The organism is Elioraea sp., from assembly GCF_022842375.1.
Lineage (GTDB): Bacteria > Pseudomonadota > Alphaproteobacteria > Acetobacterales > Acetobacteraceae > Elioraea_A.
In genome coordinates this window covers 1-26,710 of the sequence record NZ_JALHPR010000024.1, presented here as the reverse complement: position 1 = coordinate 26,710, position 26,710 = coordinate 1, and the positions used below count along the sequence as shown (strand labels likewise).

Annotated in this window: 30 protein-coding genes; 15 read left to right on the top strand and 15 right to left on the bottom strand. The window is 70.3% G+C overall.

What is annotated here, in order from left to right:
* The first annotated feature begins 12 nt into the window (after positions 1-12).
* Positions 13-882, top strand: coding sequence for a polyamine aminopropyltransferase (gene speE, locus Q0C38_RS17555; RefSeq protein WP_291298421.1), 870 nt, complete (start codon positions 13-15; stop codon positions 880-882).
* Positions 883-886: 4 nt separating this feature from the next.
* On the opposite strand, the gene Q0C38_RS17550 is transcribed toward speE, so the two are convergent.
* From Q0C38_RS17550 to Q0C38_RS17530, 5 genes are all read right to left on the bottom strand, one after another.
* Positions 887-1,219, bottom strand: a complete 333-nt coding sequence (locus tag Q0C38_RS17550; protein ID WP_291298420.1) for a heavy metal-binding domain-containing protein — start codon at positions 1,217-1,219, stop codon at positions 887-889.
* Between the two features lie 17 nt (positions 1,220-1,236).
* Positions 1,237-2,571, bottom strand: coding sequence for a hypothetical protein (locus tag Q0C38_RS17545; RefSeq protein ID WP_291298419.1), 1,335 nt, complete (start codon positions 2,569-2,571; stop codon positions 1,237-1,239).
* A 112-nt stretch (positions 2,572-2,683) separates the two neighbouring features.
* On the bottom strand, positions 2,684-3,415 hold the full coding sequence (fliP, locus tag Q0C38_RS17540; RefSeq protein WP_291298418.1) for a flagellar type III secretion system pore protein FliP: 732 nt from the start codon (positions 3,413-3,415) through the stop codon (positions 2,684-2,686).
* Positions 3,412-3,699 carry a flagellar biosynthetic protein FliO gene (locus tag Q0C38_RS17535; protein WP_291298417.1) on the bottom strand — a complete coding sequence of 96 codons (288 nt, stop codon included), beginning with the start codon at positions 3,697-3,699 and terminating at the stop codon, positions 3,412-3,414. Before Q0C38_RS17535 ends, fliP begins: the two co-directional genes overlap by 4 nt.
* 51 nt (positions 3,700-3,750) lie before the next feature.
* The gene (locus Q0C38_RS17530; protein WP_291298416.1) at positions 3,751-4,053 is read right to left on the bottom strand and encodes a hypothetical protein; all 303 of its coding nucleotides are present in this window, start codon (positions 4,051-4,053) and stop codon (positions 3,751-3,753) included.
* 170 nt (positions 4,054-4,223) lie between these two features.
* Between Q0C38_RS17530 and flgB the strand changes: the two genes are divergently transcribed.
* The 7 genes from flgB to Q0C38_RS17495 all read left to right on the top strand — a co-directional run bounded on the left by flgB (position 4,224) and on the right by Q0C38_RS17495 (position 9,291).
* Positions 4,224-4,616 carry a flagellar basal body rod protein FlgB gene (gene flgB, locus Q0C38_RS17525; RefSeq protein ID WP_291298415.1) on the top strand — a complete coding sequence of 131 codons (393 nt, stop codon included), beginning with the start codon at positions 4,224-4,226 and terminating at the stop codon, positions 4,614-4,616.
* A 97-nt stretch (positions 4,617-4,713) separates the two neighbouring features.
* Positions 4,714-5,121, top strand: coding sequence for a flagellar basal body rod protein FlgC (gene flgC / locus Q0C38_RS17520; protein WP_291298414.1), 408 nt, complete (start codon positions 4,714-4,716; stop codon positions 5,119-5,121).
* Positions 5,122-5,132: 11 nt separating this feature from the next.
* A complete protein-coding gene (locus Q0C38_RS17515; protein WP_291298413.1) occupies positions 5,133-5,462 on the top strand; it encodes a flagellar hook-basal body complex protein FliE in 330 nt (109 codons plus the stop codon).
* A 50-nt stretch (positions 5,463-5,512) separates the two neighbouring features.
* A complete protein-coding gene (fliQ, locus tag Q0C38_RS17510; RefSeq protein WP_291298412.1) occupies positions 5,513-5,791 on the top strand; it encodes a flagellar biosynthesis protein FliQ in 279 nt (92 codons plus the stop codon).
* Between the two features lie 4 nt (positions 5,792-5,795).
* Positions 5,796-6,572 carry a flagellar biosynthetic protein FliR gene (locus Q0C38_RS17505; protein WP_291298411.1) on the top strand — a complete coding sequence of 259 codons (777 nt, stop codon included), beginning with the start codon at positions 5,796-5,798 and terminating at the stop codon, positions 6,570-6,572.
* A gap of 6 nt (positions 6,573-6,578) precedes the next feature.
* A complete protein-coding gene (flhB, locus tag Q0C38_RS17500) occupies positions 6,579-7,655 on the top strand; it encodes a flagellar biosynthesis protein FlhB (RefSeq protein WP_291298410.1) in 1,077 nt (358 codons plus the stop codon).
* A complete protein-coding gene (locus Q0C38_RS17495) occupies positions 7,648-9,291 on the top strand; it encodes a PAS domain-containing sensor histidine kinase (RefSeq protein WP_291298409.1) in 1,644 nt (547 codons plus the stop codon). The genes flhB and Q0C38_RS17495 overlap by 8 nt, the downstream gene beginning before the upstream one ends.
* Positions 9,292-9,300: 9 nt before the next feature.
* Here the strand turns inward: Q0C38_RS17495 and Q0C38_RS17490 are convergent, their stop codons facing one another.
* From Q0C38_RS17490 to Q0C38_RS17480, 3 genes are read right to left on the bottom strand one after another with little or no spacing between them, the layout of a single operon-like run.
* A complete protein-coding gene (locus Q0C38_RS17490; protein WP_291298408.1) occupies positions 9,301-10,887 on the bottom strand; it encodes a Na+/H+ antiporter in 1,587 nt (528 codons plus the stop codon).
* Between the two features lie 23 nt (positions 10,888-10,910).
* Positions 10,911-11,669, bottom strand: a complete 759-nt coding sequence (locus tag Q0C38_RS17485) for an SDR family NAD(P)-dependent oxidoreductase (protein ID WP_291298407.1) — start codon at positions 11,667-11,669, stop codon at positions 10,911-10,913.
* Positions 11,670-11,675: 6 nt separating this feature from the next.
* A complete protein-coding gene (locus tag Q0C38_RS17480) occupies positions 11,676-13,112 on the bottom strand; it encodes a mannose-1-phosphate guanylyltransferase/mannose-6-phosphate isomerase (protein ID WP_291298406.1) in 1,437 nt (478 codons plus the stop codon).
* A gap of 91 nt (positions 13,113-13,203) precedes the next feature.
* Between Q0C38_RS17480 and Q0C38_RS17475 the strand changes: the two genes are divergently transcribed.
* Positions 13,204-14,163, top strand: coding sequence for a M48 family metalloprotease (locus tag Q0C38_RS17475; protein ID WP_291298405.1), 960 nt, complete (start codon positions 13,204-13,206; stop codon positions 14,161-14,163).
* Positions 14,164-14,202: 39 nt separating this feature from the next.
* Here the strand turns inward: Q0C38_RS17475 and Q0C38_RS17470 are convergent, their stop codons facing one another.
* The gene (locus Q0C38_RS17470) at positions 14,203-15,180 is read right to left on the bottom strand and encodes a tripartite tricarboxylate transporter substrate binding protein (RefSeq protein ID WP_291298404.1); all 978 of its coding nucleotides are present in this window, start codon (positions 15,178-15,180) and stop codon (positions 14,203-14,205) included.
* Positions 15,181-15,327: 147 nt separating this feature from the next.
* Between Q0C38_RS17470 and Q0C38_RS17465 the strand changes: the two genes are divergently transcribed.
* Together Q0C38_RS17465 and Q0C38_RS17460 are read left to right on the top strand one after the other, a co-directional pair.
* On the top strand, positions 15,328-15,510 hold the full coding sequence (locus tag Q0C38_RS17465; RefSeq protein ID WP_291298403.1) for a DUF3553 domain-containing protein: 183 nt from the start codon (positions 15,328-15,330) through the stop codon (positions 15,508-15,510).
* A gap of 7 nt (positions 15,511-15,517) precedes the next feature.
* Positions 15,518-16,273, top strand: a complete 756-nt coding sequence (locus tag Q0C38_RS17460) for a sulfite exporter TauE/SafE family protein (protein WP_291298402.1) — start codon at positions 15,518-15,520, stop codon at positions 16,271-16,273.
* Positions 16,274-17,007: 734 nt separating this feature from the next.
* Here the strand turns inward: Q0C38_RS17460 and Q0C38_RS17455 are convergent.
* A complete protein-coding gene (locus Q0C38_RS17455) occupies positions 17,008-18,264 on the bottom strand; it encodes an MFS transporter (RefSeq protein ID WP_291298401.1) in 1,257 nt (418 codons plus the stop codon).
* 62 nt (positions 18,265-18,326) lie between these two features.
* Here Q0C38_RS17455 and Q0C38_RS17450 point away from each other — a divergent pair, with 62 nt between their 5' ends.
* Positions 18,327-18,860: a GNAT family N-acetyltransferase gene (locus Q0C38_RS17450; protein WP_291298400.1), complete on the top strand. Its 534-nt coding sequence runs from the start codon at positions 18,327-18,329 to the stop codon at positions 18,858-18,860.
* A gap of 9 nt (positions 18,861-18,869) precedes the next feature.
* Here the strand turns inward: Q0C38_RS17450 and Q0C38_RS17445 are convergent, their stop codons facing one another.
* From Q0C38_RS17445 to Q0C38_RS17430, 4 genes are read right to left on the bottom strand one after another with little or no spacing between them, the layout of a single operon-like run.
* Complete coding sequence (locus Q0C38_RS17445) at positions 18,870-19,553, bottom strand: DUF2848 domain-containing protein (protein ID WP_291298399.1); 684 nt, start codon at positions 19,551-19,553, stop codon at positions 18,870-18,872.
* Between the two features lie 29 nt (positions 19,554-19,582).
* Positions 19,583-21,082, bottom strand: a complete 1,500-nt coding sequence (locus Q0C38_RS17440; RefSeq protein WP_291298398.1) for a tripartite tricarboxylate transporter permease — start codon at positions 21,080-21,082, stop codon at positions 19,583-19,585.
* 10 nt (positions 21,083-21,092) lie between these two features.
* On the bottom strand, positions 21,093-21,545 hold the full coding sequence (locus Q0C38_RS17435; RefSeq protein ID WP_291298397.1) for a tripartite tricarboxylate transporter TctB family protein: 453 nt from the start codon (positions 21,543-21,545) through the stop codon (positions 21,093-21,095).
* Positions 21,546-21,585: 40 nt separating this feature from the next.
* Complete coding sequence (locus Q0C38_RS17430; RefSeq protein ID WP_291298396.1) at positions 21,586-22,605, bottom strand: tripartite tricarboxylate transporter substrate binding protein; 1,020 nt, start codon at positions 22,603-22,605, stop codon at positions 21,586-21,588.
* Between the two features lie 212 nt (positions 22,606-22,817).
* Between Q0C38_RS17430 and Q0C38_RS17425 the strand changes: the two genes are divergently transcribed.
* From Q0C38_RS17425 to Q0C38_RS17415, 3 genes are read left to right on the top strand one after another with little or no spacing between them, the layout of a single operon-like run.
* Positions 22,818-24,002, top strand: coding sequence for a M20 family metallopeptidase (locus Q0C38_RS17425; protein ID WP_291298395.1), 1,185 nt, complete (start codon positions 22,818-22,820; stop codon positions 24,000-24,002).
* A gap of 4 nt (positions 24,003-24,006) precedes the next feature.
* The gene (locus tag Q0C38_RS17420) at positions 24,007-24,822 is read left to right on the top strand and encodes a creatininase family protein (RefSeq protein ID WP_291298394.1); all 816 of its coding nucleotides are present in this window, start codon (positions 24,007-24,009) and stop codon (positions 24,820-24,822) included.
* Positions 24,822-25,802 carry a ketopantoate reductase family protein gene (locus Q0C38_RS17415; RefSeq protein ID WP_291298393.1) on the top strand — a complete coding sequence of 327 codons (981 nt, stop codon included), beginning with the start codon at positions 24,822-24,824 and terminating at the stop codon, positions 25,800-25,802. Before Q0C38_RS17420 ends, Q0C38_RS17415 begins: the two co-directional genes overlap by 1 nt.
* Here Q0C38_RS17415 and Q0C38_RS17410 read toward each other — a convergent pair.
* A partial coding sequence (locus Q0C38_RS17410; RefSeq protein ID WP_291298392.1) for a hypothetical protein occupies positions 25,790-26,710 on the bottom strand: 921 nt, incomplete at its 5' end. The two genes, Q0C38_RS17415 and Q0C38_RS17410, sit on opposite strands and share 13 nt — an antisense overlap.

Below are 26,710 nucleotides of genomic sequence, written 5' to 3'. Positions count from 1 at the left end.
GGCGTACTTCCCTTGCCGGAGGAAACCTGGATCGCGGAGGCGCTCTACCCCGCCTGGGGGCAGCGCTTCCGCATCCTGCGCGAGATCGCGCACGAGCGCTCCGATTTCCAGGACATCCGCATCGTCGAGACCGAGAGCCATGGCCGTGCCATGCTGCTCGACGGCGTGGTGCAGATCACCGAAGCCGATGAGTTCGCCTACCAGGAGATGATCGTCCACGTGCCGCTCATCGCCCATGGCGCGGCGCGGCGCGTGCTGATCATCGGCGCCGGCGACGGCGGGGTGCTGCGGCGCGTCCTCGCCCACAGCGGCGTGGCCGAGGCGACGATGGTCGAGATCGATGCCGCGGTTGTGCGTCTCTCTCGCGCCCATCTTCCGGGCATCGGCGGCGCTGCGTGGGACGATCCGCGCGCCCGTGTGCTGATCGCAGACGGCATCGCCCATGTACGCGAGGCCGAGGCGGGCGCCTATGACGTGGTCATCGTCGACAGCACCGATCCGATCGGCGTCGGCGAGGTGCTGTTCACGGATGCGTTCTACGCCGATTGCGCGCGCATCCTCGGCCCTGGCGGCATCCTGGTGAACCAGTGCGGCGTTCCCTTCATGCAGGGCGACGAGCTGCGCGACACCTCCCTCCGCCGCGCCCGTCATTTCGCTGACGTTTCGGCCTACCTCGCGGCGGTGCCGACCTATGTCGGCGGGTTCATGACGCTTGGCTGGTCCGCGCAGGATGGATCGCTGCGGCGCGTTGCCGCCGATGAGATCGCCCGGCGCGCAGCCGAGGCCGGCATCCTCGGCACCACGCGGTACTGGAGCCCCGGGGTGCACCAGGCCGCCTTCGCGCTGCCGCCCTATATCGCCGAGCTTCTGCCGACGCGGTGACGGTTCAGCCCGTCGCAGGCCCGAGCGTCACGGCCGTCCCAGTCGTCGTCACCATCATCATGCTGCCGTTCTGCCCGACCGTTGCATAGTCGATGTCGACGCCGACGACGGCGTCGGCGCCGAGCAGCCGGGCTTCCTCGAGCAGGCTTTCGAGCGCTGCCTGGCGGGCCGCGGCAAGCTCCTTCTCGTAGGCGGCGGAGCGGCCGCCGACGATGTCGCGGATCGAGGCGAAGAGGTCGCGGAACACGTTCACGCCGACGATCGCGTCACCGAAGACGATGCCGAGATAGCCGGTGATCTCGCGCCCGGCGACGCTGTTGGTCGTGGTGAAGATCATGCGCCTGTTCCCTTCACTCATTGCCTTCCTTGGCGTGCGGCAGCGGCGATCAGGGCTTCCATCCGCGCCTGCGGCACGGCCTCCTCCAGAAGCAGCGCGAGCGCCCTCCTCAACTGCCCGAGTGCGATCCGTGCCTGGTCGAGCATCGGAGCCGAGGTGTCACCGGCGGCGATCGCAGCCAGGGCGGCGCGCGCGGTGGCTGCGGCAGAGTCGAGCTCGGCGATGTCGCCCGGGCGCCGGAACACGATCTTGCCGCCGACATAGGAGGCCTGGCTGAGGCCGAGCAGCCCGAGCACCGTTGGTGGGATCTCGTAGGCCGCAAGCTGTTCGAGCCCCGAAATGACCAGCGTGCCGCCGACGAAGATGCTGAACACCACCGCCTGCACGCGGAAGATGTCGATCTCGCCGCGCGCCACGAACAGGTCACGCCATTGCGCCACGCGGTCGAGCGGCACGAGGCCGGTGGCGGCGAGGAAGATGCGCGTCTCCGGTGCGAGCGAGCCCGAGCCCGATCCCGAGTCCGCTGGCGTGCGCTCCGTCTCCGCAGTGCGCGTCGCCACCGGCCCCGTGTTGCCGACGAGCGCGGCCCCTGCCGTGCCGACGGCGGCGATGCCCATCAGGATCAGCACATCGCCCGAGATTGCCGCGACAACACCTGTGCGCAATGCGATGTAGGTGAGAAGGCCGAACACGATCAGGCTGAAGAAGAACACCTGCAGCCGCGAGATCGAGCCATAGCCGAGGCCGTCCTGCGCGATCACGAGCGGGTCGAGCGAGCGGGCGACGCTGAGGCCCGGAGACATGCGCCGGCGGACCGCGGCGGTGGCGATGAGCACGAGCGCGACGAGGGCGAGCGCACCGACGACCGCGGTGCCGTATCCTGCGATCGGAACGTCGATTGCGCCCACCGCCTCGATCGCGCCCCTGTTCGGACGGCAGACCATGATGATGACGCGATGTGCCGGCCAGAGCGCGAAGGTCTCGACGCGCGGCAGCCTGATCCTGAGCTCCGTGCGCTGGCTGTCCTCGGTCGCGCGCGCGTGCAGCACGGGGGCCTCGCGCGCGCCTGCCGGCACGCGATTGCCGTGAAGGCCCGGTGTGTCGCCGAGTCGGCCGACGAGCGCGAAATAGGCGAGGTCGGCTTCGAAGCGTCGCTCGATGCTGAATGGAACGAGGCCGCCATCGGGCAGCACCGAGGAGATCGTGCTTGCGGATGCCTGCGGCGCGATGGCGATGCGGCCATCACGGTCGGCCACGCCGCCGAGCGTGCAGAGCCTCCGCCAGTCCTCGTCTGCGGATGCGCCGCCGGATGCCAGCAGCAGAACGATCAGCCCGAGCAACAACCGCCGCATGCCACGCCCCCGAACCACGTCATGGGCGGCCGCGCGCCTTCTGCCACGGCCGATCCGGCGCAATCATGACACGGAAGCGGTTCGGATCGGAAGCGGGCCGGACTCCAGCCTGTCAGCCTGTGACGAACCCCTGCGCGAGGGAGCCGGAGATGAGGCGCCAGCCATCGACCAGCACGAAGAAGATCAGCTTGAACGGCAGCGACACGACGGTGGGCGGCAGCATCATCATGCCCATGCTCATCAGCACGGAGGCGACGACGAGATCGATCACCAGGAACGGAATGAACAGCAGGAACCCGATCTCGAAGGCGCGACGAAGCTCGCCCACCAGGAAGGCGGGAACCAGCGCGCGCCACGGCGTCGCATCCGCCGTCTCGGGCAGGGGCAGGCGTGCGAGGTCGAGGAACAGCGACAGGTCGGCTTCGCGGAGGTTGGCGAGCATGAACCGTCGGAACGGCTCCGCGGCAAGCCGCATGCCCTCGAGCTCGGCCACGCGCCCCTCGGTCATCGGCAGGATGCCCTGCAACCAGGCAGCCTCGAAGGCCGGTTGCATGACGAAGAAGGTGAGGAACAGCGCCAGCCCGATCAGCACGATATTGGGCGGCGTCCCCTGTGTGCCGAGCGCGCTGCGGAGGAGGCTGAGAACGATGACGATGCGTGCGAACGACGTGACCATCACGAGCAGCGACGGTGCGAGCGAGAGCAGCGCGATCAGCGCGGTGAGCTGGATCAGCCGGGTCGCTGCCGAGCCGTCCGTCGCCTCGCCGAGATCGAGCGTGACGCTCTGTGCCAGTGCTGCCGAGGGCACGAGCAGGATGAGCGCGATGACGAGCGCCCGGATCATGGCGTCACCCCGGCCTTGGTCGATGTTGCCGGTGGCGTGATCCATCCGACCACCTGGTCGCTTTCCCCGCCGACGAGCAGCAGCGCCTCCCCGCCATCGCAGCGGGCGAGAATGAGGCGCCTGCGCGGGTCGAGGGAGACGGTCTCGACGATCGCGAGCCTGCGGCCGGGCCGCGCGGCAGCGGCAAGGCCGCTACGGCGCGCGATCGCCGCGACCAGGAAGATCGCGCCGATCGTCGCGGCCAGCGCGCCGATCGCGAGCGGAATGGAGGAAAGCGTATCCATGGGTGCGCAGGCCTTCTGCCGTGTGCTGCATGGTGGGACGTGAGGGGGAACTCACAGAGTGGGTGGGCGGTCCTCCATCGCGCGTTCGAGAAGCTCGATCTCGGCGAGCAGGTCGGCGAGCGGGGTCGCCATGTCGCGGCCTTCGGCGCGCGGCAGCGCAATGGCGTCGGCGCAGAGATCGCCGACCTCGCGCTCGAGCCCGCCAAGGTCGACCGCCATGCCCGCATGCACGAGCACGCGCGCGAGCACGAGCGTCTCGGTCAGCTGCGTCACGGCGGCAGCGATCGCCTCGACCGCATCCTTCGGCCCGGCATCGTCGCCATCGTCGTGTCCGTCATTGTCCAGTCTGGCCATTGGTCCTGCCGGCCTCTGCCTTCGCACCTCCGTCCTGGCGGCGCAGGCCGAACATCACCATGGCCGGGTTAGCAAGGGATTAAGGACGCATGCATGCCGCCGTTAACGCGCCGTTCATCCTGCCGGCGCAGAAGAGGTGACCGCAGCGCGTGCTGCTCAAGGATCGATCGATGGACCCCGGCAGGATCGGCCTCCTCAAACTCGCGGAACAGCGCCTCGGCTGGCTCGCCCAGCGCCAGCAGGTGCTCGCCCAGAACATCGCCAACGCCGACACGCCGGGCTACGCCGCGCGCGACCTGCCTGCGTTCGCCAAGGTGATGGCGCGAACGACCGGCAACGTCGCGATGGTGCAGACCTCCGCCCGCCACATCACTCCGGCCGCCGGCGCCCAGGCCATAAGGCCGGAACGTGAGGCCGCGGAGCGCACGCAGGACGGCAACGCCGTGCGGATGGACGACCAGGTGGCACGCGTGGCCGAGACGGAGATGCACCACGAACTCGCCACCGGCCTCTACCGGAAGTACCTGGGCCTCTTCCGCATCGCGCTCGGCCGCGGCGGATGACCCGCCGCTGCTTGGCCCGGCGCAACGCGGTGGAAAGGTTTGCCCGGCAGAATGCGCCGCTGCGCCGCCAGGACCCGCGGCTGTTTCGGAGGACGTGATGGACCTCTTCAAGTCGTTCAGGATCTCGGCGAGCGGCATGGATGCCCAGGCGCTGCGCCTGCGCGTGGTGGCCGAGAACATGGCCAACCGCGACACCACGGCGACCAGCCCGGGGGGCGAGCCATATCGCCGCAAGACGGTCGCGTTCGAGAACAGGCTCGACCGCGCCCTCGGTGCGGAGACCGTGCGTGTGAAGGGCGTCGACCGCGACCAGAGTGCCTTCGGCACGCGCTTCGATCCCAGCCACCCGGCAGCTGACGACAACGGCTACGTGAAAGTGCCGAACGTGAACAGCTTCATCGAGATGATGGACATGCGCGAGGCGCAGCGCGGCTACAGCGCCAACCTGTCGGTCCTCGAAGTCACGCGCGGGATGCTCACCCGCGCGATCGAGCTCCTGCGCTGAGGGACCTGACCATGGCCTCCATTCCAGCCGCGACCGCCGCCTCCCGCTATGCCGCAACCGCGCTCGGCCAGCCGGGCGAGCCAGCGGGTGCTGCCGCCGGTGCAGCCATGGGGGCAGGCGGCCCAAGTGGCTTTGGCGCGCTGCTCGAGCGCGCGGTCACCGGGACCGTCGACGCAGCGCGGCAGAGCGACCGCGCCGCGATGGATGCGATCGCGGGCGGCGGCGACATCACCTCCGTCGTCACCGCGGTCGCGCGCGCCGAGCTTGCGTTGCAGACCACGGTCGCGATCCGCGACCGCGTGATCCAGGCCTACCAGGACGTGATGCGGATGCCGATCTGACGCCGCTTGGCGTCTCTTCCTTGCAATCTCTGGCCCAGAAGGGGGTGGGGATGACCGACCAGGACGTACTCGCGCTGGTGCGCGAGGGCTTGTGGGTGACGATCCTCGCGAGCGCGCCGCTGATGATCGCCGCCCTCGTCGTCGGCCTCATCGTCTCGCTGCTGCAGGCGCTGACGCAGGTCAACGAAGCCTCGCTCGTGTTCGTGCCGAAGGTGATCGCGGTCGCCGCTGTCGCTGCCCTGACGGCGCCGTTCATCGGCGGCACGCTCGGCACGTTCGCGGAACGGCTCTTCGATCGCATGATCGCGGTCGGCGGCGGCGGCTTCTGAGCTGATGCTTGCGGTCGCGGACCTGCCCGCATTGCTGCCTGCCTGGACCTTCGGGTTCCTGCTCGTGGTCTGCCGCATCGGCGCTGCGGTGATGGCGCTGCCTGCATTCGGCGAGGCCGAGGTGCCGGTGACGGTGAAGGCCGGCATCGCGCTCTCGTTCTCTGCCGTCGTCTGGCCGATCGTCTCGCCTGGGTTGCCCCCGCCGCCGGTGGATGCGGCGAGGGCGGTTCTGCTCGTCGTCACCGAATGCCTCGTCGGGCTCTGGCTTGGCGGGCTTGCGCGGATGGTCGTGCTCGTGCTCCCGCTTGCGGCACAGTTCATCGGCTTCCTGCTTGGCCTCTCCTCGGCGGTGCTGTTCGATCCCGCCTTCGGTGCCACGGGAACCGCGCTGTCGCGCCTCCTCGGCCTCGGTGCCATCGTGCTTTTGTTCGCGACGGGCCTGCATGCGCTGCCGCTCGCGGCCCTCGTCGGCTCCTACGGGGTGATCCCGCCGGGTGCCCCGTTTCCAGCGGAGGCGGCAGCCGACGCAGCCGTGCGCATGGCCGCAGCGACCTTTGGGCTTGCCTTCCAGCTCTCCGGGCCCTTCGTGCTTGCTGGCATCGTGTTCCAGCTGGCGCTCGGCGTGATGTCGCGCATCGTGCCGCAGATGCAGGTCTATTTCGTTGCGATGCCGGTGCAGATCATCGGCGGTCTCGCGCTGATGGCGCTGCTCGCCGGCAGCATGCTCGCCGCCTGGGTCGAGGGTGCGCGGGCGCTCTTCTCCTCCATGCCGGGGCTCTGAGCCGGGATGTCGGACGAGGAGGGCCCGGGCGAAAAGACGGAAGCCCCGACACAACGGCGGCTCGAGAAGGCGCGCGAGGAAGGCCAGGTTGCCGTCTCGCGCGAAATTGCCGGTGCGGCAGGCATGGTCGGCGCGCTGATCGGCATGGCGCTGATCCTCCCGCCAGCGGCGCACAAGCTGGTCGAGAGCGCGTTGGTGCTGATCGAACAGCCGGCGCAACTCACCGACGGCGCGTTCTCGCCGGTGATTTGGGACACGCTGCTCTGGGGCGCTCTCGCCACGCTCGCGATCGTGGCGCTGCCGATGCTGCTCGGTCCGCTGACGACCCTCATGCAGACGCGGGGAATGGTCTCGTCCACCCTGATCGAACCGAAACTCTCGCGACTGAGCCCGATCGCCGGCGTGAAGCGCCTCGTCTCGGCGCAGAACATCGTTGAGTTCCTGAAGAACGTCGCCAAGCTCGCGATACTCTGCGTCGTGTCCTGGCTGGTGCTCGACGGCATGACCTGGCAGCTCGTTCCCTCGATCACGTGGGAGACGAGCCAGCTGATGGCGACGCTGCTCGCAGACAGCTTCCTGCTGCTCGCGGCACTTGCCGCTGCCTTCACCGCCATTGCCGTGCTCGACTTCGTCTGGGTGCGCTATGACCACCAGCGGCGGCTTCGCATGTCGCGTGAGGATCTGCGCGAGGAAATGAAGCAGACCGAGGGTGACCCCGAGATCCGCGCACGGTTGAAGCGCATCCGCATCGAACGGTCGCGCAACAGGATGATGTCGGCCGTCCCCACCGCCGAGGTGGTGATCACGAACCCGACCCACTATGCCGTCGCGCTGGCCTACGAGACGGGCGGGCAGGGGGCGCCGCGCATCGTCGCGAAGGGTGTCGACCACATGGCGGCACGGATCAGGGCTGCGGCGGAAAAGCACGAGGTTCCCATCATCGCCAACCCGCCGCTGGCCCGCGCGCTCTATACTGTCGACCTTGATCGCGAGATCCCGGAGGAGCATTACCAGGCCGTGGCAGAGATCATTGCCTATGTGTGGCGCCTGCGCCGCCGTGCTGGTGGAGCGGGTGGTGGCTGAGACGCCCTACGCGCCGTCGCCTTTGCTTGACGCGCTCGTCGCCGGCGATGGCGTGGCCTGGCGCAGGCTGTTCGACGAGGCGGCGATCGGCATCGCCATCGTCGACCGGTCGGGCGCGATCGTCGCGGCGAACGAGGCCCTCGTCATCCTGGCCGGTGCCGATCCCGATGCGGCCTCGCCCGGCCATCGCCTCGACGGGCTCGTCCACCCCGAGGATCGCGCGATGCTGGCGGCGGAGCTGGCGCGCCTCGCCGCCATGCCGGTCGGCCGCACGGGGCTCGAGCTTCGATTGGGTCGCGGCGGGGGCGAGGAGGGCGTAGGCGTCACGGTCGCGATGGTCTCGGTCTCACCGCTTGTCGACGATGACGGCACGGTCGGTGGCGCGGTCGTTCGGCTGATCGACATCACCCGCCACCGCGCGCTCGAGACCCAGCTTGCGCAGACACAGAAGATGCAGGCCGTCGGCCAGCTTGCCGGCGGCATCGCGCATGACTTCAACAACCTGCTGACGGCGGTGATCGCTGCCGCCGACATGAGCCTCGACCGGCAGGACCAGGACGAGACGACGCGTGGCGACCTCGTGCACATCCGCCGCAGCGCCGAGCGGGGGGCTGCGCTGGTGCGCCAGCTGCTCGCCTTCGGCCGCAAGCAGACGCTGCAGCCGCGCGTGCTCGCGCTCAACGCCGCGATCGAGGACGTGGCGAGCCTGCTGCGCCGCCTGCTCGGCCAGCGCATCGCCATCGCGCTCGACCTCGACCAGCCGGGAAGCCTTGTTCGCGTCGACCCGGTGCAGTTCGACCAGGTGGTGGTGAACCTCGCCCTCAATGCCCGCGATGCGATGACGCAGGGTGGGCGGCTGTCGATCCGAACCGGCGCCGTGACGCTCTATCGCCCGCTCGTGCGCGGCCAGGAGGTGATCCCGCCTGGCCGCTACGCGATGGTCGAGGTAGCCGATACGGGAACGGGCATCAAGCCGGAGCACCTGGGAAGGCTGTTCGAGCCGTTCTTCACCACCAAGCGCGAGACGGGTGGCACGGGGCTCGGCCTCGCCATGGTGTATGGAATCGTTCGCCAGACGGACGGGTTCATCGCGGTCGAGAGCAGCCCGGGGGAAGGCACGACGTTCCGCATCTACCTGCCGCGCCACGAGGGCGCGCTCGCGCCTGATCCGCCCCAGGATTCGCTGTCGCGCCCGGCGATCCCGCGCCGCAGCAGCGCCGATGCGACGCTGCCGGCAGAGCCTGTTCGCAGAGACCAGGCCGAGCGGCCGCCCGTGCGCGGCACCGTGCTGCTGGTCGAGGACGAGGAGGCCGTGCGGCGGCTGACGACACGTGGGCTCGAGCTCTCGGGCTGGCGCGTGCTCGCGGCCGATTCCGGCGAGGCGGCACTCGCCGTGCTCGCCGCCGCCGAGGCGCCGCCTGCGGTGATGGTGAGCGACGTGTCGATGCCCGGGATGGACGGGCCGCAGCTTGTCCGCGCCGTGCGTGCAATCCTGCCGACGCTGCCGGTGATCCTCGTCTCCGGCTACGCCGAGACCGAGGCGCTGGCCGACCTGCCCGGCAGCGCGGTGCAGTTCCTCGCCAAGCCTTTCTCGATGAAGGACCTCGCGGCGCGCATCCAGGCGCTCGCTGCGTAGGCTGCGTGTCTAGTCCTCGGTGGCCTGGCCGAGGGCGCGCCGCATCCTGAGCTCGTCGAAATCGAGCTCCTCCTGCAGATGCCGCAGCGTCTCGTCCTCGATCCTGCCCTCGCGTTGGAGCTTCACGAGCGCGCGCTGCTGGATCCGTTTCGTCTCCAGATAGAGCGAGAGACGGGCGGTGGCCGCCGCTGCCGCCGCGCCGCCCGTGCCGCGCACGGCTGCCGCGCGCGCCTCGAACTCAGGCAGGAGGTCGTGCGCCATCGCACCGTCGAGCGGGTCTGACGCCCGGCCGCGGAGATGAGCGAGTGCCACGTCGGCGATCAGCGTCCGTGTCTCGGCATGCGGGTCAGTCTCCGCCCCGGGGCGGGTGACGCCGAGGCGGCGGATCAGTGGCCCGAGCGTCGTCGCCTGGCCGACCAGCGTGATGAGGATCACGACGAAGGTCAGCACCAGGACGATGTCGCGACCCGGGAAGGGCGTGCCGTCCGGCAGCCGCTCGGGGATTGCGAGGGCGGCGGCCAGGCTGACGACGCCGCGCATGCCGGCCCAGGAGAGGACGGTGAGCACGCGCCATGACGGCAGCGGATCGCGCCGCTTCAGTGGCGGCAAAACGGCGCGTGCAAGCCAGGCGGCAGGGAACACCCAGACGAACCGCACGAGGATGGTGACGGCGGAGATCACGAGTCCGATCAGGAGCATCTCTACCAGCGATTGCCGCTCGATCCGCTCGACCAGCTCGTCGAGGCTCATGCCGATCAGCAGGAACAGCGCGCTGTTCAGCAGGTAGACCGCGACATCCCACGTCGCCTTGCCCTCGATCCGCGCGCGGGGGGTAAGGTCCTTCGGCGCGCGCCAGCCGAGCACGAGGCCGCAGGAGACGGTGCCGAGCACGCCGGAGGCGCCGATCCGCTCGGGCAGGAGATAGGCGGCGTAGGCGGCGAGGAAGGACGTGGTGATCACCAGCATCGTCTCCGGCAGGCGACGGATCACCCAGGCGGCGCCAAGCCCGACAAGGAGCCCCACGCCGATGCCACCGGCGGCGACGACGACGAACCGCCCTGCCGCCTCCGTGGCGGAGAACCCGCCCGTCAGCACCGCGGCAATGGCGAAATTGTAGAGGATGAGGCCGGAGGCATCGTTCACCAGGCTCTCGCCCTCAAGGATCACGAGCAGGCGCTTGGGGATGCGCAGGCGCTCGAGCACTGAGGCGGCGGCGACCGCATCGGGCGGCGAGACGATCGCGCCAAGCGCGAAGCAGACGGCCCAGGGCAGGTCAGGCAGCAGCAGCTTCGCAGCGACGCCCACGAGCAGCGTGGTGAACAGCACGAGCCCGACGGCGAGCATCAGGATCGGGCGGAGATTGGCCTTGAAGGCCCGCCACGGCATGAAGAAGGCAGCGGATTGCAGCAGCGGCGGCAGGAAGAAGGTCAACACGAAGCTCGGCTCGACCCTGACTTCCGGCAGGAACGGCACGACGGCGAGCGCCATGCCGCCGATCACGAGGGCCACCGCATAAGGCAGCGCCAGCCACCGCGCGATGAGCGCGAGTGGCAGGGCGGCGGCGATCAGGAAGAGGACGACTTCGAGCGTGTGCACGGAGGCACCGTAGCAGGCTGGTCCTAATGGCTGAACCGCCGCGTTCCACCATCGACATGGATCACCTGGCCGGTGATGTAGCGGGCAACCGGCGAGGCGAGGAAGGCCACGAGCACGGCGAGGTCGCGCGGCTCGCCGATGTAGCCGACCGGCACGTTCGCTGCCACCCACGCACGCCGGCTTTCCTCGGTCGGCATCACGCGCTGGTCGATCTGCTCGGAATGGATGCGGCCTGGTGCGATCGAGTTCACGGTGATGCCGTCAGACCCGAGAGCGCGCGACAGGGCCTTGGCCCAGATATGCACCGCCCCGTTCGGCGCGTTGGCGGCATTGACGTTGAAGGGCTCGTCCTGGCCGGTGAGGTTTACGATGCGGCCGAATCGATGCTGCTGCATCAGCGGAACGATCGCGTGCGTGATGCGGCGCCCGGCGGTGAAGTTCAGCGCCATCGCCTCCTCCCACGCCGCATCGTCGCCGAGCCCGACTTGCGGGCGCGAGCCGCCGGCGTTGTTGACGAGGATGTCGCAGCGCCCGAAGCGGGCGGTGACGGAGTCGCGCGCATGGTCGGCCGTCGCCGGATCGGTCACGTCTGCCACGATCACGAGGGGTGGCTCGGCGCCGGCGGCGACGATCTCGGCTGCTGCCTCGGCGAGCAATGCCTCGCGGCGGGCGAGGATGGCAAGCCGTGCGCCTTCCGCCGCGAGCTCGCGCGCGATCGCACGGCCGAGGCCGGCGGACGCGCCGGTGACGAGGGCGACCTTGCCGCGAAGCTCGAGATCCATCGGCCGCTAGCCTCGCCCGTACACGTCCTCGAGGCGGACGATGTCGTCCTCCCCGAGATAGGGACCCGACTGCACCTCGATCAGTGCGAGCGGGATCTTGCCCTGGTTCACCAGGCGATGGACGCAGCCGAGCGGCAGGTAGACGCTTTCGTTCTCGCGCACCAGCAGCACCTCGTCGTCGCGCGTCACTTCCGCCGTGCCGTTCACCACCACCCAGTGCTCGGCCCGGTGCATGTGCTTCTGCAGCGACAGTCGCCCGCCCGGCTTCACGACGATGCGCTTGACCTGGAACCGCTCGCCCATGATCAGGCCCTCGTAGAAGCCCCAGGGGCGGTACATCCGCTTGTGCTCGGTCGCTTCGCGCCGCTTCGCCGCCTTCAGCCGGTCGACGATGCGCTTGACGTCCTGCGCACGGCTTCGCGGCATGGCGAGCACCGCGTCCTCGGTCGCGACCACGATGGCATCCTCGAGCCCGAGAACCGCGACCAGCGGCCCGTCGCTGCGGACGTAGCTGTTGCGGCTGTCCTCGATCAGGACGTTGCCGACCGCGGCATTGCCCGAGGCGTCCTTCGCGGCGAGCTCCCACAGCGCTGCCCACGAGCCGACGTCCGACCAGCCGAGCGATGCGGGCACCACGGCGGCCTTCGTCGTCCGCTCGGCCACCGCATAGTCGAGGCTGATCGAGGGAGCGCGGGCGAATGCCGCCTTGTCGAGGCGGATGAAGTCGAGATCGGTGGTGCGCGCGGCAACGGCGGCACGCACGGCCGTCAGCACGTCCGGCGCATGCCGCTCGAGCTCGGCGATCAGGGTCGCTGCGGTGAACAGGAACATGCCGCTGTTCCAGAGGTGCTTGCCCCCGGCGAGGAAGGCCTCCGCCGTCGCGGCATCGGGCTTCTCGGTGAACCGCGCGACGGCATGGACACCGTCGAGGCCAGCGAGTGCGGCCCCCGTCTCGATATATCCATAGCCCGTCTCCGCGGCGGTCGGCGTCATGCCGAAGGTCACGACATGGCCCGCGCGCGCGGCCGCCGCGGCGGCGGCGACGGCCCGGTGCAGGGCGGGGATGTCGATGATCGCGGCGTCCGCCGCCATCATCCAGAGCGGGGCGTCGGGATCGGTCTCGGCCACCAGCACGGCGGCGGCGGCGATCGCGGGCGCGCTGTTGCGACCCTCGGGCTCGAGCACGATCCGCGCGCCGGCGACGCCCGCCTCGCGCAGCTGTTCGCCCACCATGAACCGGTGCGCCTCGTTGCAGACAATGATGGGAGCGGCGAACCCGGCCTCGGGCGGCGCGCGCAGCGCCGTCTCGACGATCATCGTCCTGCCCGAGACGAGGGGCAGGAGCTGCTTCGGCAGGCTCTCGCGGCTCGCCGGCCAGAGGCGGGTGCCGGTTCCGCCCGAGAGGATGACCGGAATGACAGGGGAAAGGCGTGTCAGGGACATGGCGTGAACCGTTGCTGTGTTCGGGTGCCGTGTTCGGGCGGCGCAGGAGCTATAGCGCCACGGGGATTAAGGCGATACCACCAGCAGCGCGATGCAACAGCTGCCGCCACGGCCCCGCCAGACGACCGACCGTGCGCTGCTCGCCCGCAGCCGGGCGAGGAACAGGCTGGAGACCGCGCTGATCCTGACTGCCCTGGCGGGTCTGGCCGCAGCGATCGGCCACCTTGCGGCAGGCGGGCTCGGACTTGGAGTCGGGCTCGGTTTCGCGGCCATGACCTTCGTCCTGTCGGCCGCGCCGTCCGAGGCGGTGTTCCGCCAGGCGCTCGGTGCGGTGCCGCTCTCGCCGTTCCAGGCGCCGGGGCTGCACGCGATGCTGGCCACGCTCTCGGCCCGCGCCGGGCTCGCCGCCGCGCCGCGGCTCTGGCTGCTGCCGCAGCGGCATCTGCAGGCCATCGCCGCCGGCACCATGGCAGCGCCCGGCATCGGGGTGACGCGCGCGCTGGTCGAGGCGCTGCCGCCGGAGGAGCTTGCCGCCGTGCTCGCGCATGAGGTGAGCCATGTGCGCGATGGCGACCTGTTCGTGCTCAGGCTCGCCACGATCGCTGCCACCGCCACCCGGGCGATGGCGCAGGCCGGGCTGATCGTGGCGATCTTCGCCGGCTTCGGCGCGATCGGGGCGCATCCGTTGCTGCCCGTGCTGCTGATCCTCTCGCCGCTGGTGGCGGACCTGCTGACGCTTTCGCTCACCCGCGCGCGCGAGTTCCTGGCCGATGCCGGGGCCGCGGAGCTGACAGGCGAGCCGGCAGCGCTCGCCGCGGCGCTGAGAAGGCTCGAGCGCATCCAGGGCGATGATTTCGAGCGCATGACGGCGCGCGGGCCACGCTGGCTCCGCTGGTTCCGCACGCACCCGACGGTGGCGCAGCGTGTGGCGGCGCTGGCCGCGATCACCGTCGCGGACGGGGCCGGCAGGCCAGCATGGGAGGCGCCCTGGGCTGTGCCGCCCGCCCAGCCGGCACGCCCCGCCGGTCGCCGCAACCCCTGGGCAAGGTAGCAGGAACGACTGACCAGGCAGCGCCGTTTCGCCGCCCGGTCAGTCCGGCTTGATCTGGTTGTCGCGCACCACCTTGCCCCACACCTCGACCTCGCGGGCAACGAAGCGGGCTGCCTCGTCGGGCGAGGATAGCACGATCCGTGCCTGCTGTGCCGTGGTCATGGTCTCGACCACCTTCGGCTCCCGGAACGCCGTGACGAGGGCGCCATGGAACCGCTCGATCACCGGGGCCGGCGTGCGCGCCGGAGCGAACACGGCCCACCAGGCCTCGGCGAGGAAACCGTCGAAGCCCGATTGCTGCATCGTCGGCGTGTCGGCGAGTGCCGACAGGCGCTCCGACCCCATCTGCACCACGGCGCGAAGCCTGCCGCCGGCGATCTGTGGGTTCAGCACGGCTGCGGAGCCGATGATGAGGTCGATGTTGCCGGCCACCGCATCCGTTACGGCAGGGCCGCCGCCGCGATAGGCGATGTGGGTGAGGCGCACGTCGGCGCGCTGGCCGAGCAGTGTCATCGCGAGATGCCCGACCGTGCCGTTTCCGGTGGACCCGAAGCTCACCGCATCCGGCCGTGCCTTGGCCGCCGCGACCACATCCGCGATCGTGCGGAAGGGCTTGTCCGGCCTGGTGGCAAGGACGTAGGGGGCGCCGCCGATATGCATCACCGGCACGAGGTCGCGCTCGGGGCTGAAGTTCAGCGACGGCAGCAATGCCTCGAGCACCGCATGGCTGTCGAACGTCAGCAGCCAAGTATTGCCGTCGGGCTCGGCGCGGGCAACGGCACTGGTGCCGATGCTGCCGGCCGCCCCGGCGCGGTTCTCGATCACGATGGGAACGCCGAGTGCCTGCTGCAGGCCAGGAGAGGCGAGGCGCGCGACGGCATCGGTGCTGCCGCCGGGCGGGAAGGGAACGATGATCCTGATCGGCCCGGTGGGCCAGCCGGACTGCCCCAGCGCCGGGCGCGCCAGCAGCGCAGCCCCCATGCCCGCAAGCGCAGCGCGCCTGTTCATTCCCGCCATGCCTGGATCCTCCCATTGCGGCCTCGGCGTGCCGCTGCGAGGGATGCTAGGCGGGGGGCGCGGCCCCGGCAACCCGACCGGGCGGTGGCGCGGCCCGGTGGCTTCGGGGTGTGGTGCGGCCGGCGGCGACCGCCTATCCTTTCCGCCGTGCCCTCCCACCTCGTCCCTGGCCAGCGCGTGCGCCACCCCGAACGCCCCGAATGGGGCGAGGGCCAGGTGCAGAGCGTGGTCGGCGACCGGGTGACGGTGAATTTCGAGCATGCCGGCAAGGTGCTGGTGAACACCGCCGTGGTGCCGCTCGAGCCGCTCGACGCCACCCAGCCGTGGTGAATCGCTGATGCTCAGCGGTGTTGCCGAGGCGCTGCTCGCGGCGGTCGACTGGCGGCTGGGCGTGGCCGCGGCGGCGACGGCGGTCGCGGGCATCATGCGTGGCTTCGCCGGCTTCGGCACCGCCATCACGCTTGCCCCCGTCTACAGCGTCCTCTGGGGCCCCACCGTCGGCGTGCCGGCGATGTTGCTGATGGAGGCGCTGATCGGCAGCCAGCTGCTGTTCGGCGCCTGGCAGCACGTCAACCGCCGCGTCGCCTTCCCGATGGCCTTCGCCGCCTGCGCCATGGTGCCCTTCGGCGCCTGGGTGCTGTTCGTGGCCGACCCCGAGATTCTGACGCGTGTGATGGGCGGGCTCGTCCTCGTGTTCGGCGGGGTGCTGGCGAGCGGCTGGCGGTATCGCGGCTCTCGCCCGCTTCCGCTCACCATGGCCGTCGGCGCCACGGCGGGGCTGATGAAGGGCTCCACCGGGATGAGCGGGCCGCCCGTGATCGTCTACCTGCTGGCGGGAACGGAGGAGGCGCGCGAGCACCGGGCGAACCTGATCCTGTTCTTTGCCATCCTCGGCCTCGTCTCGCTCATCCCGCCCTATGTCGGCGGGCTGTTCACGGCCGAGGTGCTGGTGAAGGTCGCACTGCTCGTACCGGTGCTGCTCGCATTCGTGCGCGTGGGCGCGGCGCTGTTCGGCCGCGTCGGCCAGGCATCGTTCCGCGTGGTTGCGTACAGCATCCTCGTCGCCGTCGGGGTGGTCGCGCTGATCGCGTGACGGTGCTTGGGCCGCGCGCGGTGATGCGGAATGGCGGCGGGCCTGCGTGCGGCGACGGCGGCGGCGAGCAGCCAGAACCCGCCCGAGGTTTCGCCCCATTCCTCGAGGTACATCTGCTTCGGAATGGTCACGAGCTCGATGTCGAGCGCCTGGGAACCAACGAGGAAGGAAATGCAGGCGGCCACGCGCAACAACACGGGGTCTGCAAGCACGGCGTGCGCTGCGGCAACCAGGCGTCGGCGGAGCAGCACGGTCGCGCCGAGAGCGATCAGGGTGGCACAGCCAAGCAGCAGCAGCGCATCGCCCTGGTCAAGGCCGAGGAGTTCCCGCTTCGCCAGGATGATCAGGTCATGCGCGCCATCGAACTCGCCGCCGCCCTTGAGCGGGGGTGCGTCATAGCCGAACAGGCGCGTGCCGAAGCTGATCTCGTCGAGCGCGCAGAGCAGGCCGAAGGGAGTGATGAACCACAGGGCTGAGTGCGCAGTACGGCGAAGGCGCAGCAACGTCGCGCCGCCAAGGAAGAAGGCCGTGGCGTAGAGCAGCGCCGAAAGTGTCTCGAGGAACCCGTCCTCGCCGATCAGCCATTCATCCGGATGCCGCGCAAGGGCCGCGACCGCAACGGCGACGGTGAATGCCGTGAAAAGCAACGTGTCGCGAAGCAGTCCCCGGTCCATGACAAAAGCTTGTCACGGTACCATCATCGTATTGCAATAACAGATCCGCGATCGGGCCGCTCAGTGTCTCGGCTTCGCATCACGCGCGCGAAGCGCATACACGAGCAGCCCAGCGCCGAGGCAGAGCGCGATCACGCCGAAGCAGGCACCGTACGCACCAGGCGGGGCTGGGACCGCGCCCGCGCCGACATGCGTCACGGCGCTGCCCGTCAGCACGGGGAGCAGCGCCGCGCCCCCCACCTGGGCGATGTTCACGGTGGTGACGCCGCGGCCTGCGAGGTGGTCTGGAAAGAGGCTCCTGCCATGGCTCACGGTGATGACGCTGTAGGTCGTGGTCCCACACAAAAGGACGAGCAACGCGATGCTGGCCGCCGCGGGCATGGCCGGAAAGGCGGCCAGCAATGCGAGGATCGCCAGCGTCACGCATGCCCCCGGCACGACGATCCACTTCCGCGTGTTGAACCTGAGGTCGAGCGGGCCGACCAGCAGCGTCCCGCCGGCCTGGGCGAGCGACATGGCCAGCATCACGTTGCCGCGACCGATCGGCCCGAGCCCATGCACATCGGCGAGATACGGCCCCGCCCAGAGGGTGAGGACCACCGCGGCGGAGGCATAGGCAAAGCCGTGGATCGCAAGGATCGGGAACAGCCCCCGCGTGCGCAGCACCGCGCCGAGGCCGGCAAGCACAGCGCCGGCACGCTCCGCCCGCCGCGGGGCCGGCACGATGCCCGGCGGATCGTCACGCACGATGCGGTGGAACAGGAGGCCGATCAACGCGGTGAGCGCAGCGACCGCGAGGAACGCGCCGCGCCAGCCGATCACGGCACTGGCCGCAGCGAGCGGGGTGCCGGCCAGCAGCGTTCCCGCCTGGCTCAGCGCGAAGACGCGGCTGACGGTTCCGGCAAGCCGTGCGGGGCCGAACCAGCGCGAGCAGAGATACACAGCGCTCATGAAGCTCGCCGCCGAGCCGACGCCGAGCACGAAGCGCGCGGCGATCACCTCCGCGGCATCGGTCGCTGCCGCATGGCCGATGGCGCCGGCGAATGTGACGAGGCCGAGGGCAGCGACCGTCGCGCGCGCGCCGATCCTGTCGAACAGCAGGCCCACGGGGATCTGCATCAGGCCAAGGGCCAGGAAGAACACGCCGTTCGCGAGCCCGAGCGAGGCCGCATCGAGGCCCAGTTCCGCCGACAGCTCAGGCGCGATCACGGCGAGCGAGGCGCGGTGGAAGTTCGACAGCGACGTGACGGCGGCCAATGCGACGATCAGCAACGCTGCATCGGCGCGTGCGATCGGGGCCGGGTGGGGTCGCGTCATGGCGCCGAGCATGGCATGAGGATGGGCGGGAACCATTCGGCGGAGGGCGAAGACCAGGCAGGATGCAGGAACAGGGCAAGGGGCGCGGCACCACCATCCGCGAGACCATGATCCGAGAGGCTGGCGGCGGCGACGTTCCCGCGATCACGGCGATCACCAACCACGCGATCGTCAGCACCACCGCGAACTGGAACGTCACGCCGGTGACGCTCACGCAACGGGCTGCCTGGCTCGAGGATCGGCGCCGCGCGGGGCTTCCCGTGCTCGTGGCGGAACGGGCGGGCGGCGTGATCGGCTTCGGCAGCTTCGGGCCGTTCCGCCCGTTCGAGGGCTACCTGCACACTGTCGAGCATGGGCTGTATGTCGACCCGCTGGCGCATCGATCCGGTGCGGGAACGGCGCTGCTGGGTGCGTTGATCGACCGCGCCGCCGCGCGCGGCGTCCACGTGATGGTGGGCGCGATCGAGGCGGGCAACGCGGCCTCGCTCGCGCTGCACGCGCGGTTCGGTTTCGTGCGCGCGGGCGTCATGCCCGAGGTCGGCCGCAAGTTCGATCGCTGGCTCGACCTTGTGCTGATGCAGAAGACGCTCGGCTGATCCGAGCGATCAGGCGAGCGGCAGCGTGGCGGCGGTATAGCCATGGTGGATGGCGCGGCCCAGCACGGGGTCGGCCAGCTCCATCTCGAAGCGCGGGCTTGGCCGGATGCCGCCGATCGCACCGAACGTGCCGCCGAACATCACCGTGCCTGTCGGCAGCGGCGCGCCGCTGGTGTAGCCGGCGATCAGGTCCTCGGGCCGGCGGATCGCGGCGACGCTGCCGTCCTGGTACGGTTTCAGGCCGCCATCCTCCTCGATCCAGGCCTTGAGCGTCAGCCTGTCCCAGTGCGCGGCGAGCTCATCGAACTTCCACAGCACCGGCGCGATGACCTTGGCGCAGAGCTGCTTCGAGACGTCGATCGCCACCGCCTCGACGCGGCGGTCGGTGTGGTCGGAGCCCAAGCCCACCCAGAGCCCATCCGGCATGCCGACAAGGACGAACTCGACCTCGCCCGACGTGTCCGGCCCGAGCACCTCGATCGCGGTGCCATGGGTGATCAGCGAGAAGGTGTTGCGGAAATAGGCAGGGATGCGGGCGGGCCGCTTCACGCCGATGGCGGCGAGCTCATGCAGGTGATGCTCCACCGCCGCCGTGTCGCGCCCCGTGAGGCCGGCGACGACGAGGGCGCGCACGGCAAGCGTGCGCCGCTGTGGGCCGGCCGCTGAAAGGCACGTCACGTCGAGGATCGTCATCGTCCGGGTCCTGTGTCAGCCAGCCCCGATCATCCAGCCAGGGCCTGGTCCTTGCCGCGGCGGATCGAGGGCAGCGCCATCGCGATCACGGCGAGCAGGGCGAGGCCGAGCAGCGTCGCGCTGATCGGGCGCTGCAGGAACACCATCGGGTCGCCGCGCGAGAGCAGCATGGCGCGGCGGAGATGCTCCTCCATCATCGGCCCCAGCACGAAGCCGATCAGCATCGGCGCGGGGGGGCAGCCGATCTTGCTGAACACGTAGCCGAGGAAGCCGAATACGACCGTGACGTAGACATCGAAGCTGTTGTTGTTGAGGCTGTACACGCCGATCGCGCAGAACACGAGGATGGCCGGGTACATCAGGTCGTACGGTACCTTCAGCAGCCTGACCCACATGCCGATCAGCGGCAGGTTGATCACCACCAGCATCAGGTTGCCGATCCACATCGAGGCGATCAGGCCCCAGAACAGGTCGGGCTGCGCCTCGATCATGCGCGGGCCCGGCTGGATGCCCTGGATGATCAGCGCGCCGACCATCAGTGCCATCACCGCATTGGCTGGGATGCCGAGGGTGAGCAGCGGGATGAACGAGGTCTGGGCCGCTGCGTTGTTCGCGGCCTCGGGCGCTGCGACGCCCTCGATTGCGCCCTTGCCGAACATCGCCTTGTTGCGGCTGATGCGCCGTTCGAGCGTATAGGCGCCCATCGAGGCGAGCGCGGCGCCGCCGCCCGGCAGGATGCCCACGATGGAGCCGAGCGCGGTGCCGCGCAGCACCGGGCCGGAGACCCGCTTGAACTGTTCCTTGGTCAGCCACAGCCGCGTGATCTTGGTTTTCAGCGCGTCGCGCACCTCGGGCATCTCGAGGTTGCGAATGATCTCAGCGACGCCGAACATGCCCATCGCCATCGGCGCGAAGCCGATCCCGTCGGACAGTTCGGGGATGTTGAAGGTGAAGCGCTGCTGGCCGGTCTGCACGTCGGTGCCGACGAGACCCAGCCCGACACCTGCGACCATCATGCCGATCGATTTCATCGGGCTGCCCTCACTGAGCACCGCCGAGACGATGAGGCCGAGGAACATCAGGCTGAAATAGTCGGCCGGGCCGAAGGACAGCGCCACGGAGGTGAGCAGCGGGCCTGAGGCGGCGACCAGCAGGGTGGCGACCGAGCCAGCGAAGAACGAACCCAGCGCCGCGACCGCGAGCGCAGGCCCCGCCTCGCCGTTGCGCGCCATCTGGTAGCCGTCGAGCGCAGTGATGACGGAACTCACCTCGCCCGGCAGGTTCATCAGGATCGAGGTGGTCGAGCCGCCGTACTGAGCGCCGTAGTAGATGCCCGCGAGCATGATGATGGCGGTGGTCGACGGCATGCCGAAGGTCAGCGGCAGCAGCAGGCTGATCGTCGCCACCGGCCCGATTCCCGGGAGAACGCCGATGGCGGTGCCGAGCAGCGCGCCGATCAGGCAGGCGCCCATGTTCTGGAAGGTGAGCGCGACGCCGAAGCCGAAGGCGAGGTTGGACAGGAGTTCCATCGCGGCGCCCTCAGTATGACCACGGGAAGACCGGGATCCGGATGTCCAGATACCAGATGAACAGGAACCAGCAGAGGGCCAGCAGGAACGCGATCAGCCCGGCAACCCTGACCGGCCGGTACACCTTCTCGGCAAACGAGGCGATGATGACGCAGAGCGTGATCGAGGCGACGAAGCCGAGCCGCTCGACCGTCAGGCCGAACACGATCATCGCGGCCAGGATGAGAGCCATGTCGCGCCAGACGAAGCGTCCGATCGCGTTCGCACCGCTGAACAGCCCGCCGATCATCACCGCGACGCCGACGCCGCCCAGGATCCAGAATGCCAGCATTGGCATGTAGCCCGGCCCCATCCGCCGCGCGGTGCCGATCGGATGCTCCATGTTCATCCACAGCATTGCGCCGGCGAAGGCGATGAACAGGAAACCGGCCAGAAGGGCCTGCGCGTCGGGCTTCAGCTTCATCGGGTGCGCTCCCTTGCGCCGCGCATCGTTGCCCAAACCTTCACTGCACCGTTGCTCCCGAGGCGCGCACGACCGGCGCCCAGGCAGCGAACTCCTCTGCGACGAAGGCGGTGTACTGCTCCGCCGTCCAGTCGCGCGGGCTGCCGCCGAGTTCCTCGAGCCGCTGCGCAACGGCAGGCTCGGCCACCGCTGCGCGGATCTCGGCATTGAGCCTCGCCACGATCGCCGCCGGCGTTCCCGCGGGTGCTGAGACACCAAACCAGGAGTAGGACACGATGTCGACGCCCGCCTCGCGGAAGGTCGGCACGTTCGGGAACGCAGGGTTGCGCTCATTCGAGGAGATGGCGAGGGCGTTCACGCTTCCGCCGCGGATATGCGAGGCGGCGGAGGGAAGGCTGTCGAACATCACGCCGACGACGCCTGCGATCACGTCCGTCATCGCGGGGCCGGCGCCGCGATAGGGGATGTGGTTGAGCTCGACCCCCGCGGCGAGGGAGAGGCGCACGCCGATCAGGTGGTTCGACGAACCGGCCCCGGACGTCGCATAGTCCACGCGCCCGGGCCTCGCCTTCGCGAGTGCGATATAGGCCTGGAGGCTCTGCGCCTCGAACCTGGGGTTAGCGACCATGACCGAGGGGTTCACCGTCACCATGGCGATGTGCGCGAAATCCTTCACCGGGTCGTAGCGGATGTTGCGGTAGAGGCTCGGGCTGATCGCGTGGCTGGCGATGTTGCTCATCACGATCGTCTGTCCATCCGAGGCGGCCTGAGCCACCACCAGGCTGCCGACCGTCGCACCCGCCCCAGCGCGGTTCTCGACCACCACGGGAACGCCGAGCCGCACCTGCAGCCGTTCGCCGACGAGGCGGGCCATGATGTCGGTCGTGCCGCCAGGCGCGAAGGGAACGACGAAGCGGATCGGGCCATTGGGCCAGGGTGCCTGGGCGCGCGCGGGCATGCTCAGCGACGCCCAGCCGGCCATGACGGCAAATGCCGCCACGAGTGCCCGGCGTGGCACCGGCGTCATTGCGCGTTCGTTCGGGTGACCGTCTCCGGTCATGCGATCCCTCCCTCGCTGCGTTCTCTCCCCCGCCTTGCGTATGGCACGCTGCCCCGCCCGCGGCAAGCAGCCGATACCGCACTTGCCCGGGCCCACGGGGCGCTCCATCATTGCGTGACGAACGCGCGCGCCCGCGGCGTGCTCAACCCGTGAAACCGCACGCCTGCCGCGTGCCGGGGCGTCGTCGCGCCCTTTCAGCAACAGGACGGAAGATGGCTGCCAACGACCCAGAGAGCGTCGTGCGCGAGGAAGCGGACCGTATCGCACCCGCGCTGATCGCCATCCGCCGCGACCTTCACCGCAACCCCGAACTCGCCTTCGAGGAGCACGCCACCGCGGCGCGCGTCGCCGAGGAACTCGGCCGCCTCGGCATCGCCGCGCGCACCGGCGTGGGGCGCACCGGCGTGGTGGGCATGATCGAGGGCGGGCGCCCGGGTCCGACATTGCTGATCCGCGCCGACATGGATGCCCTGCCGATCCATGAGCAGACGGGCCTCGACTTCGCATCAGCGCAGGATGGCAGGATGCACGCCTGCGGGCATGATCTTCACACCACGACGCTGCTCGGTGCCGCGGCCGTGCTCAAGCGCCTTGCGCCAAGCTTCGCGGGCCGCGTGATGCTGGTTTTCCAACCGGCGGAGGAGATCCTCGAAGGGGCGGCTGCGATGATCGCCGACGGCATCCTCGACGAGGCGAAGCCCGACTACGCGCTCGGCTTCCACAACTGGCCGTACCAGCCGGTCGGCTCCATCGCCTATGTGAACGGTGCTTGCCAGGCGGCGTCGGATGCGTTCGACATCGTGTTCCGCGGCCGTTCCGGCCACGCGGCGCACCCGCACCAGGCGATCGACCCGGTGGTGGGCGCTGCGCTCTTCATCGGCCAGTTGCAGACGCTGGTCAGCCGCGAGGTGAACCCGCTCTCGCCCGCCGTCGTCACGGTGGGCCACATCCAGGGGGGAACGGTGCGCAACATCATCCCCGATGCCGTGACGCTGAAGGGCACCGTGCGCACACTCGACGCCACTGCGCGCGATGCCGTGGAGGCTGGGATGCGCCGCCTCCTCGCCGGCATCGAGACGGGACTGAGGCTGCCATCGGAGTTCGTCTACGCGCGGAAGGTGCCGCCGCTGGTGAACGACGCGCCGCTGCTCGACCGCGTGCTCGGCACGATGCGGCGCACCTTCGGCGAGGCGGCGGTGATCGAGGGTGCGGCGAGCATGGGGGCCGAGGATTTCGCCTATTTCGCCGATGCGATGCCGGCAGCACATCTCCGCATTGGCTCCGGCACGCCGGGCCGCAGCGATAGCCTGCACAACAGCGCATACCAGCCCGACGAACGATCGATCACCATCGGCGTCGAGGCGCTGTCGCGCGCGGCGCTCGACATCCTGCGCTGAGCCGATGCAACGCAAGCTGAAGCTGGCCGAGCTCACCTCGGCCGAGGCGCGCGAGCGGTTCACGCGGCGGCCCGTCATCCTGCTGCCCCTCGGCAGCCTGGAGGAGCAGGGCCCGCATGCGCCGATGGGCGACTATCTGCTGGCGGAACGACTGGCCGTGATGATGGCCGAGCGTGCGGTTCAGCAGGGGGCGGAGGCGCTCGTCGCCCCCGTGATCCCGTTCGGCTACGCCGACTGGTTCCGCCCCGTGCCCGGCGGCATCGCGCTTCGGCGCGAGACGCTCTCGGCGCTGCTCGAGGACACGCTCGACAGCCTGATGGGCCACGGGCTCGACCGGGTGCTGATCGTCAACGGTCATTCCGGGAACAACCCGACCATCGACGAGGTGACGCGCGGCATCAAGCGCCGCGGCGGCGCGCTCGTTCCCTGCCTGCATATCTGGCGCGCGCTCGCGGCCAAGTGGCCCGCCTTCGCGGGCGACGTCGCGAAGCCGCCGCCGGGTGCGCTCGGGCCAATCGGGCATGGCGCCGACCCCGTGTGGTCGGTCGCCCTCGCATTGTTCCCCGAGCTCTGTCGGCCCGACCTGATGGCAGGGCCCGTACCGCCGCCGCCCGTGCTTGGCCTCAAGGTCACCGGGTTCGGCGCCATTCGTTTCGAGGATGTGGAGGTGACCGTGCCGCTCGAGATCGACGACATCGCGCCATCGGGCGTCTCCGGCGCCAACCCCGCCTTCGGCAACGCCGAGACGGGCGCGCGGGCAGCCACCTGGCTCGCCGAGACCGGGGCGCGGCTCATCGCGCATCTCCGGGCCGCACGCTGATGCGCATCGCTGTGTTCGGCGCCGGAGCGATCGGCGGGCATGTCGCGTTCCGCCTCGCACGCGGCGGGGCGGATGTCTCGGTCGTCGCCCGCGGCGCGCAAGGGCAGGCGATCGCGGCACGCGGCATCCGCGTCATCACGCCGGAGCTCGACGAGGTGCAGCGCGTCGCCTGCTCGGCCGACCCCGCAGCGCTCGGGCCACAGGATGCGGTGATCGTGACGACGAAGGCGCCCGCGCTCGCCTCCGTCGCGGCCGCGATCGCGCCGCTGCTCGGCCCGGAGACGCCGGTGGCCTACGTGATCAACGGCATCCCCTGGTGGTACTTCCACAAGGAAGGCGGGCCGCATGACGGCACGCGGCTCGATGTGCTCGACCCTGGCGGTGCCTTGTGGGACGGGGTCGGTATCGGTCGTGCGATGGGCGGCGTCGTCTACTCCGCCTGCACCGTGATCGAGCCCGGCGTGGTGAACGTGGCGCAGGCCAGGAGCCGGGTGATCCTCGGCGAGCCCGATGGCACGATCAGCCCGCGTGCGAAGATGATCTCAGCCGCGCTCGAGGCCGGCGGCATGGGCGCGCCGGTCGAGGCCGACATCCGCACGGCGGTGTGGGAGAAGCTGTCGGGCAACGTCGCCTCCGGCCCGCTGGCCATCCTCACCGGCAAGGGGCTTGCCGGCATGATCGGCGACCCCGTGCTGCGCCAGGCCGGCATCGACGCGATGCATGAATGCCTCGCCGTCGCCGCCGCGCATGGGCGGCACGTGACGCTCGATGTCGCGGCGCGGCTCGATGCCTGGGGCGGCTTCGCGCACAAGCCCTCGATCCTGCAGGACCTCGAGCTCGGACGGCAGATGGAGGTGGATGCGCAATTCACCGTGCCGCTCGATCTCGCGCGGCTGGCCGGGGTGGCGACGCCGGTCCTCGACCTGCTCGTCTCGCTCGCCAAGGCGCGGGCCGATACCGCAGGTCTTTACGGGGGCTGATCGATCCGCCCCAGCATCCATCCCTCCCAGGAGCGGATGGCAGGGTCGTCGGGCGTTCCCTCCGGATCGATGCCGGCAGCGACGGTGATGGCGGCCAGCGCGCCGATGGTCGCGTCGAACGCATCCTCGCCCTCTGGCGATGGGCCGAAGCCGTCGGCGATGCGGGCCGCGAGCGATGTGTCCGGCACGATGCCATGGCGCGCGCACCAGGCAGCGATTGCGGCGGCCTGCGCCGCGCGCCAGCCCTGTCGCCGCTTCGCCGAGGGAAAGCGGAGGCCGAGCCGGGCATAGCCCTCGCCTGGGTACGCCTCGGCCGCCACGACGCCACCGGGCGTGGCAAGTGCGGCGAGGGTTCCCTCGAACGGCCAGAGCCTGAGCCCTGACGCGCGGGCCGGCAGCAGCACTTCGCGCCAGGCACTTGCCGCCGCCTTGCCGACCTGGTTGCCGCCCAGCGTCCAGAACAGGCCGCAGGCGCGCGCGATCCGGCCACCGTTGGCCGTCCGGCCGCCACGGTCGCAGGCGCGCAGCAGCGTCTCGCCGTCGAGGCCGAGGCGGTCGAGGAAGCTTGCCTTCAGCCCAGCCCCTGCGACCTGGCCCGCCGGAAAGAACGGGCGGGCGGGAGAGACGTCGGCCAGGGTCGCTGCCGGGCGGAGGAAGGGCGCATCGTCGTGCAGGGCGTCGAGCCAGGCAGCGAAGCCGGGATGCACCGCCAGATGCGCCGTGGCGAAGCGGTGCGGCAGGCCAATCGGCACGTCGAGCGCGAGCAGCGCCGCCCCGCGCCCGGCCAATGCGGCCAAGCGTGGCGCGAGCGTGGCAGGCTCGCCGGCCGGCAGCGGCGCGCCGAGGGGCCAGACGTGGCCCTCGGCGCGCGCGATCGCGACCTGGGGCGTCAACGCAGCCCCCGTGGC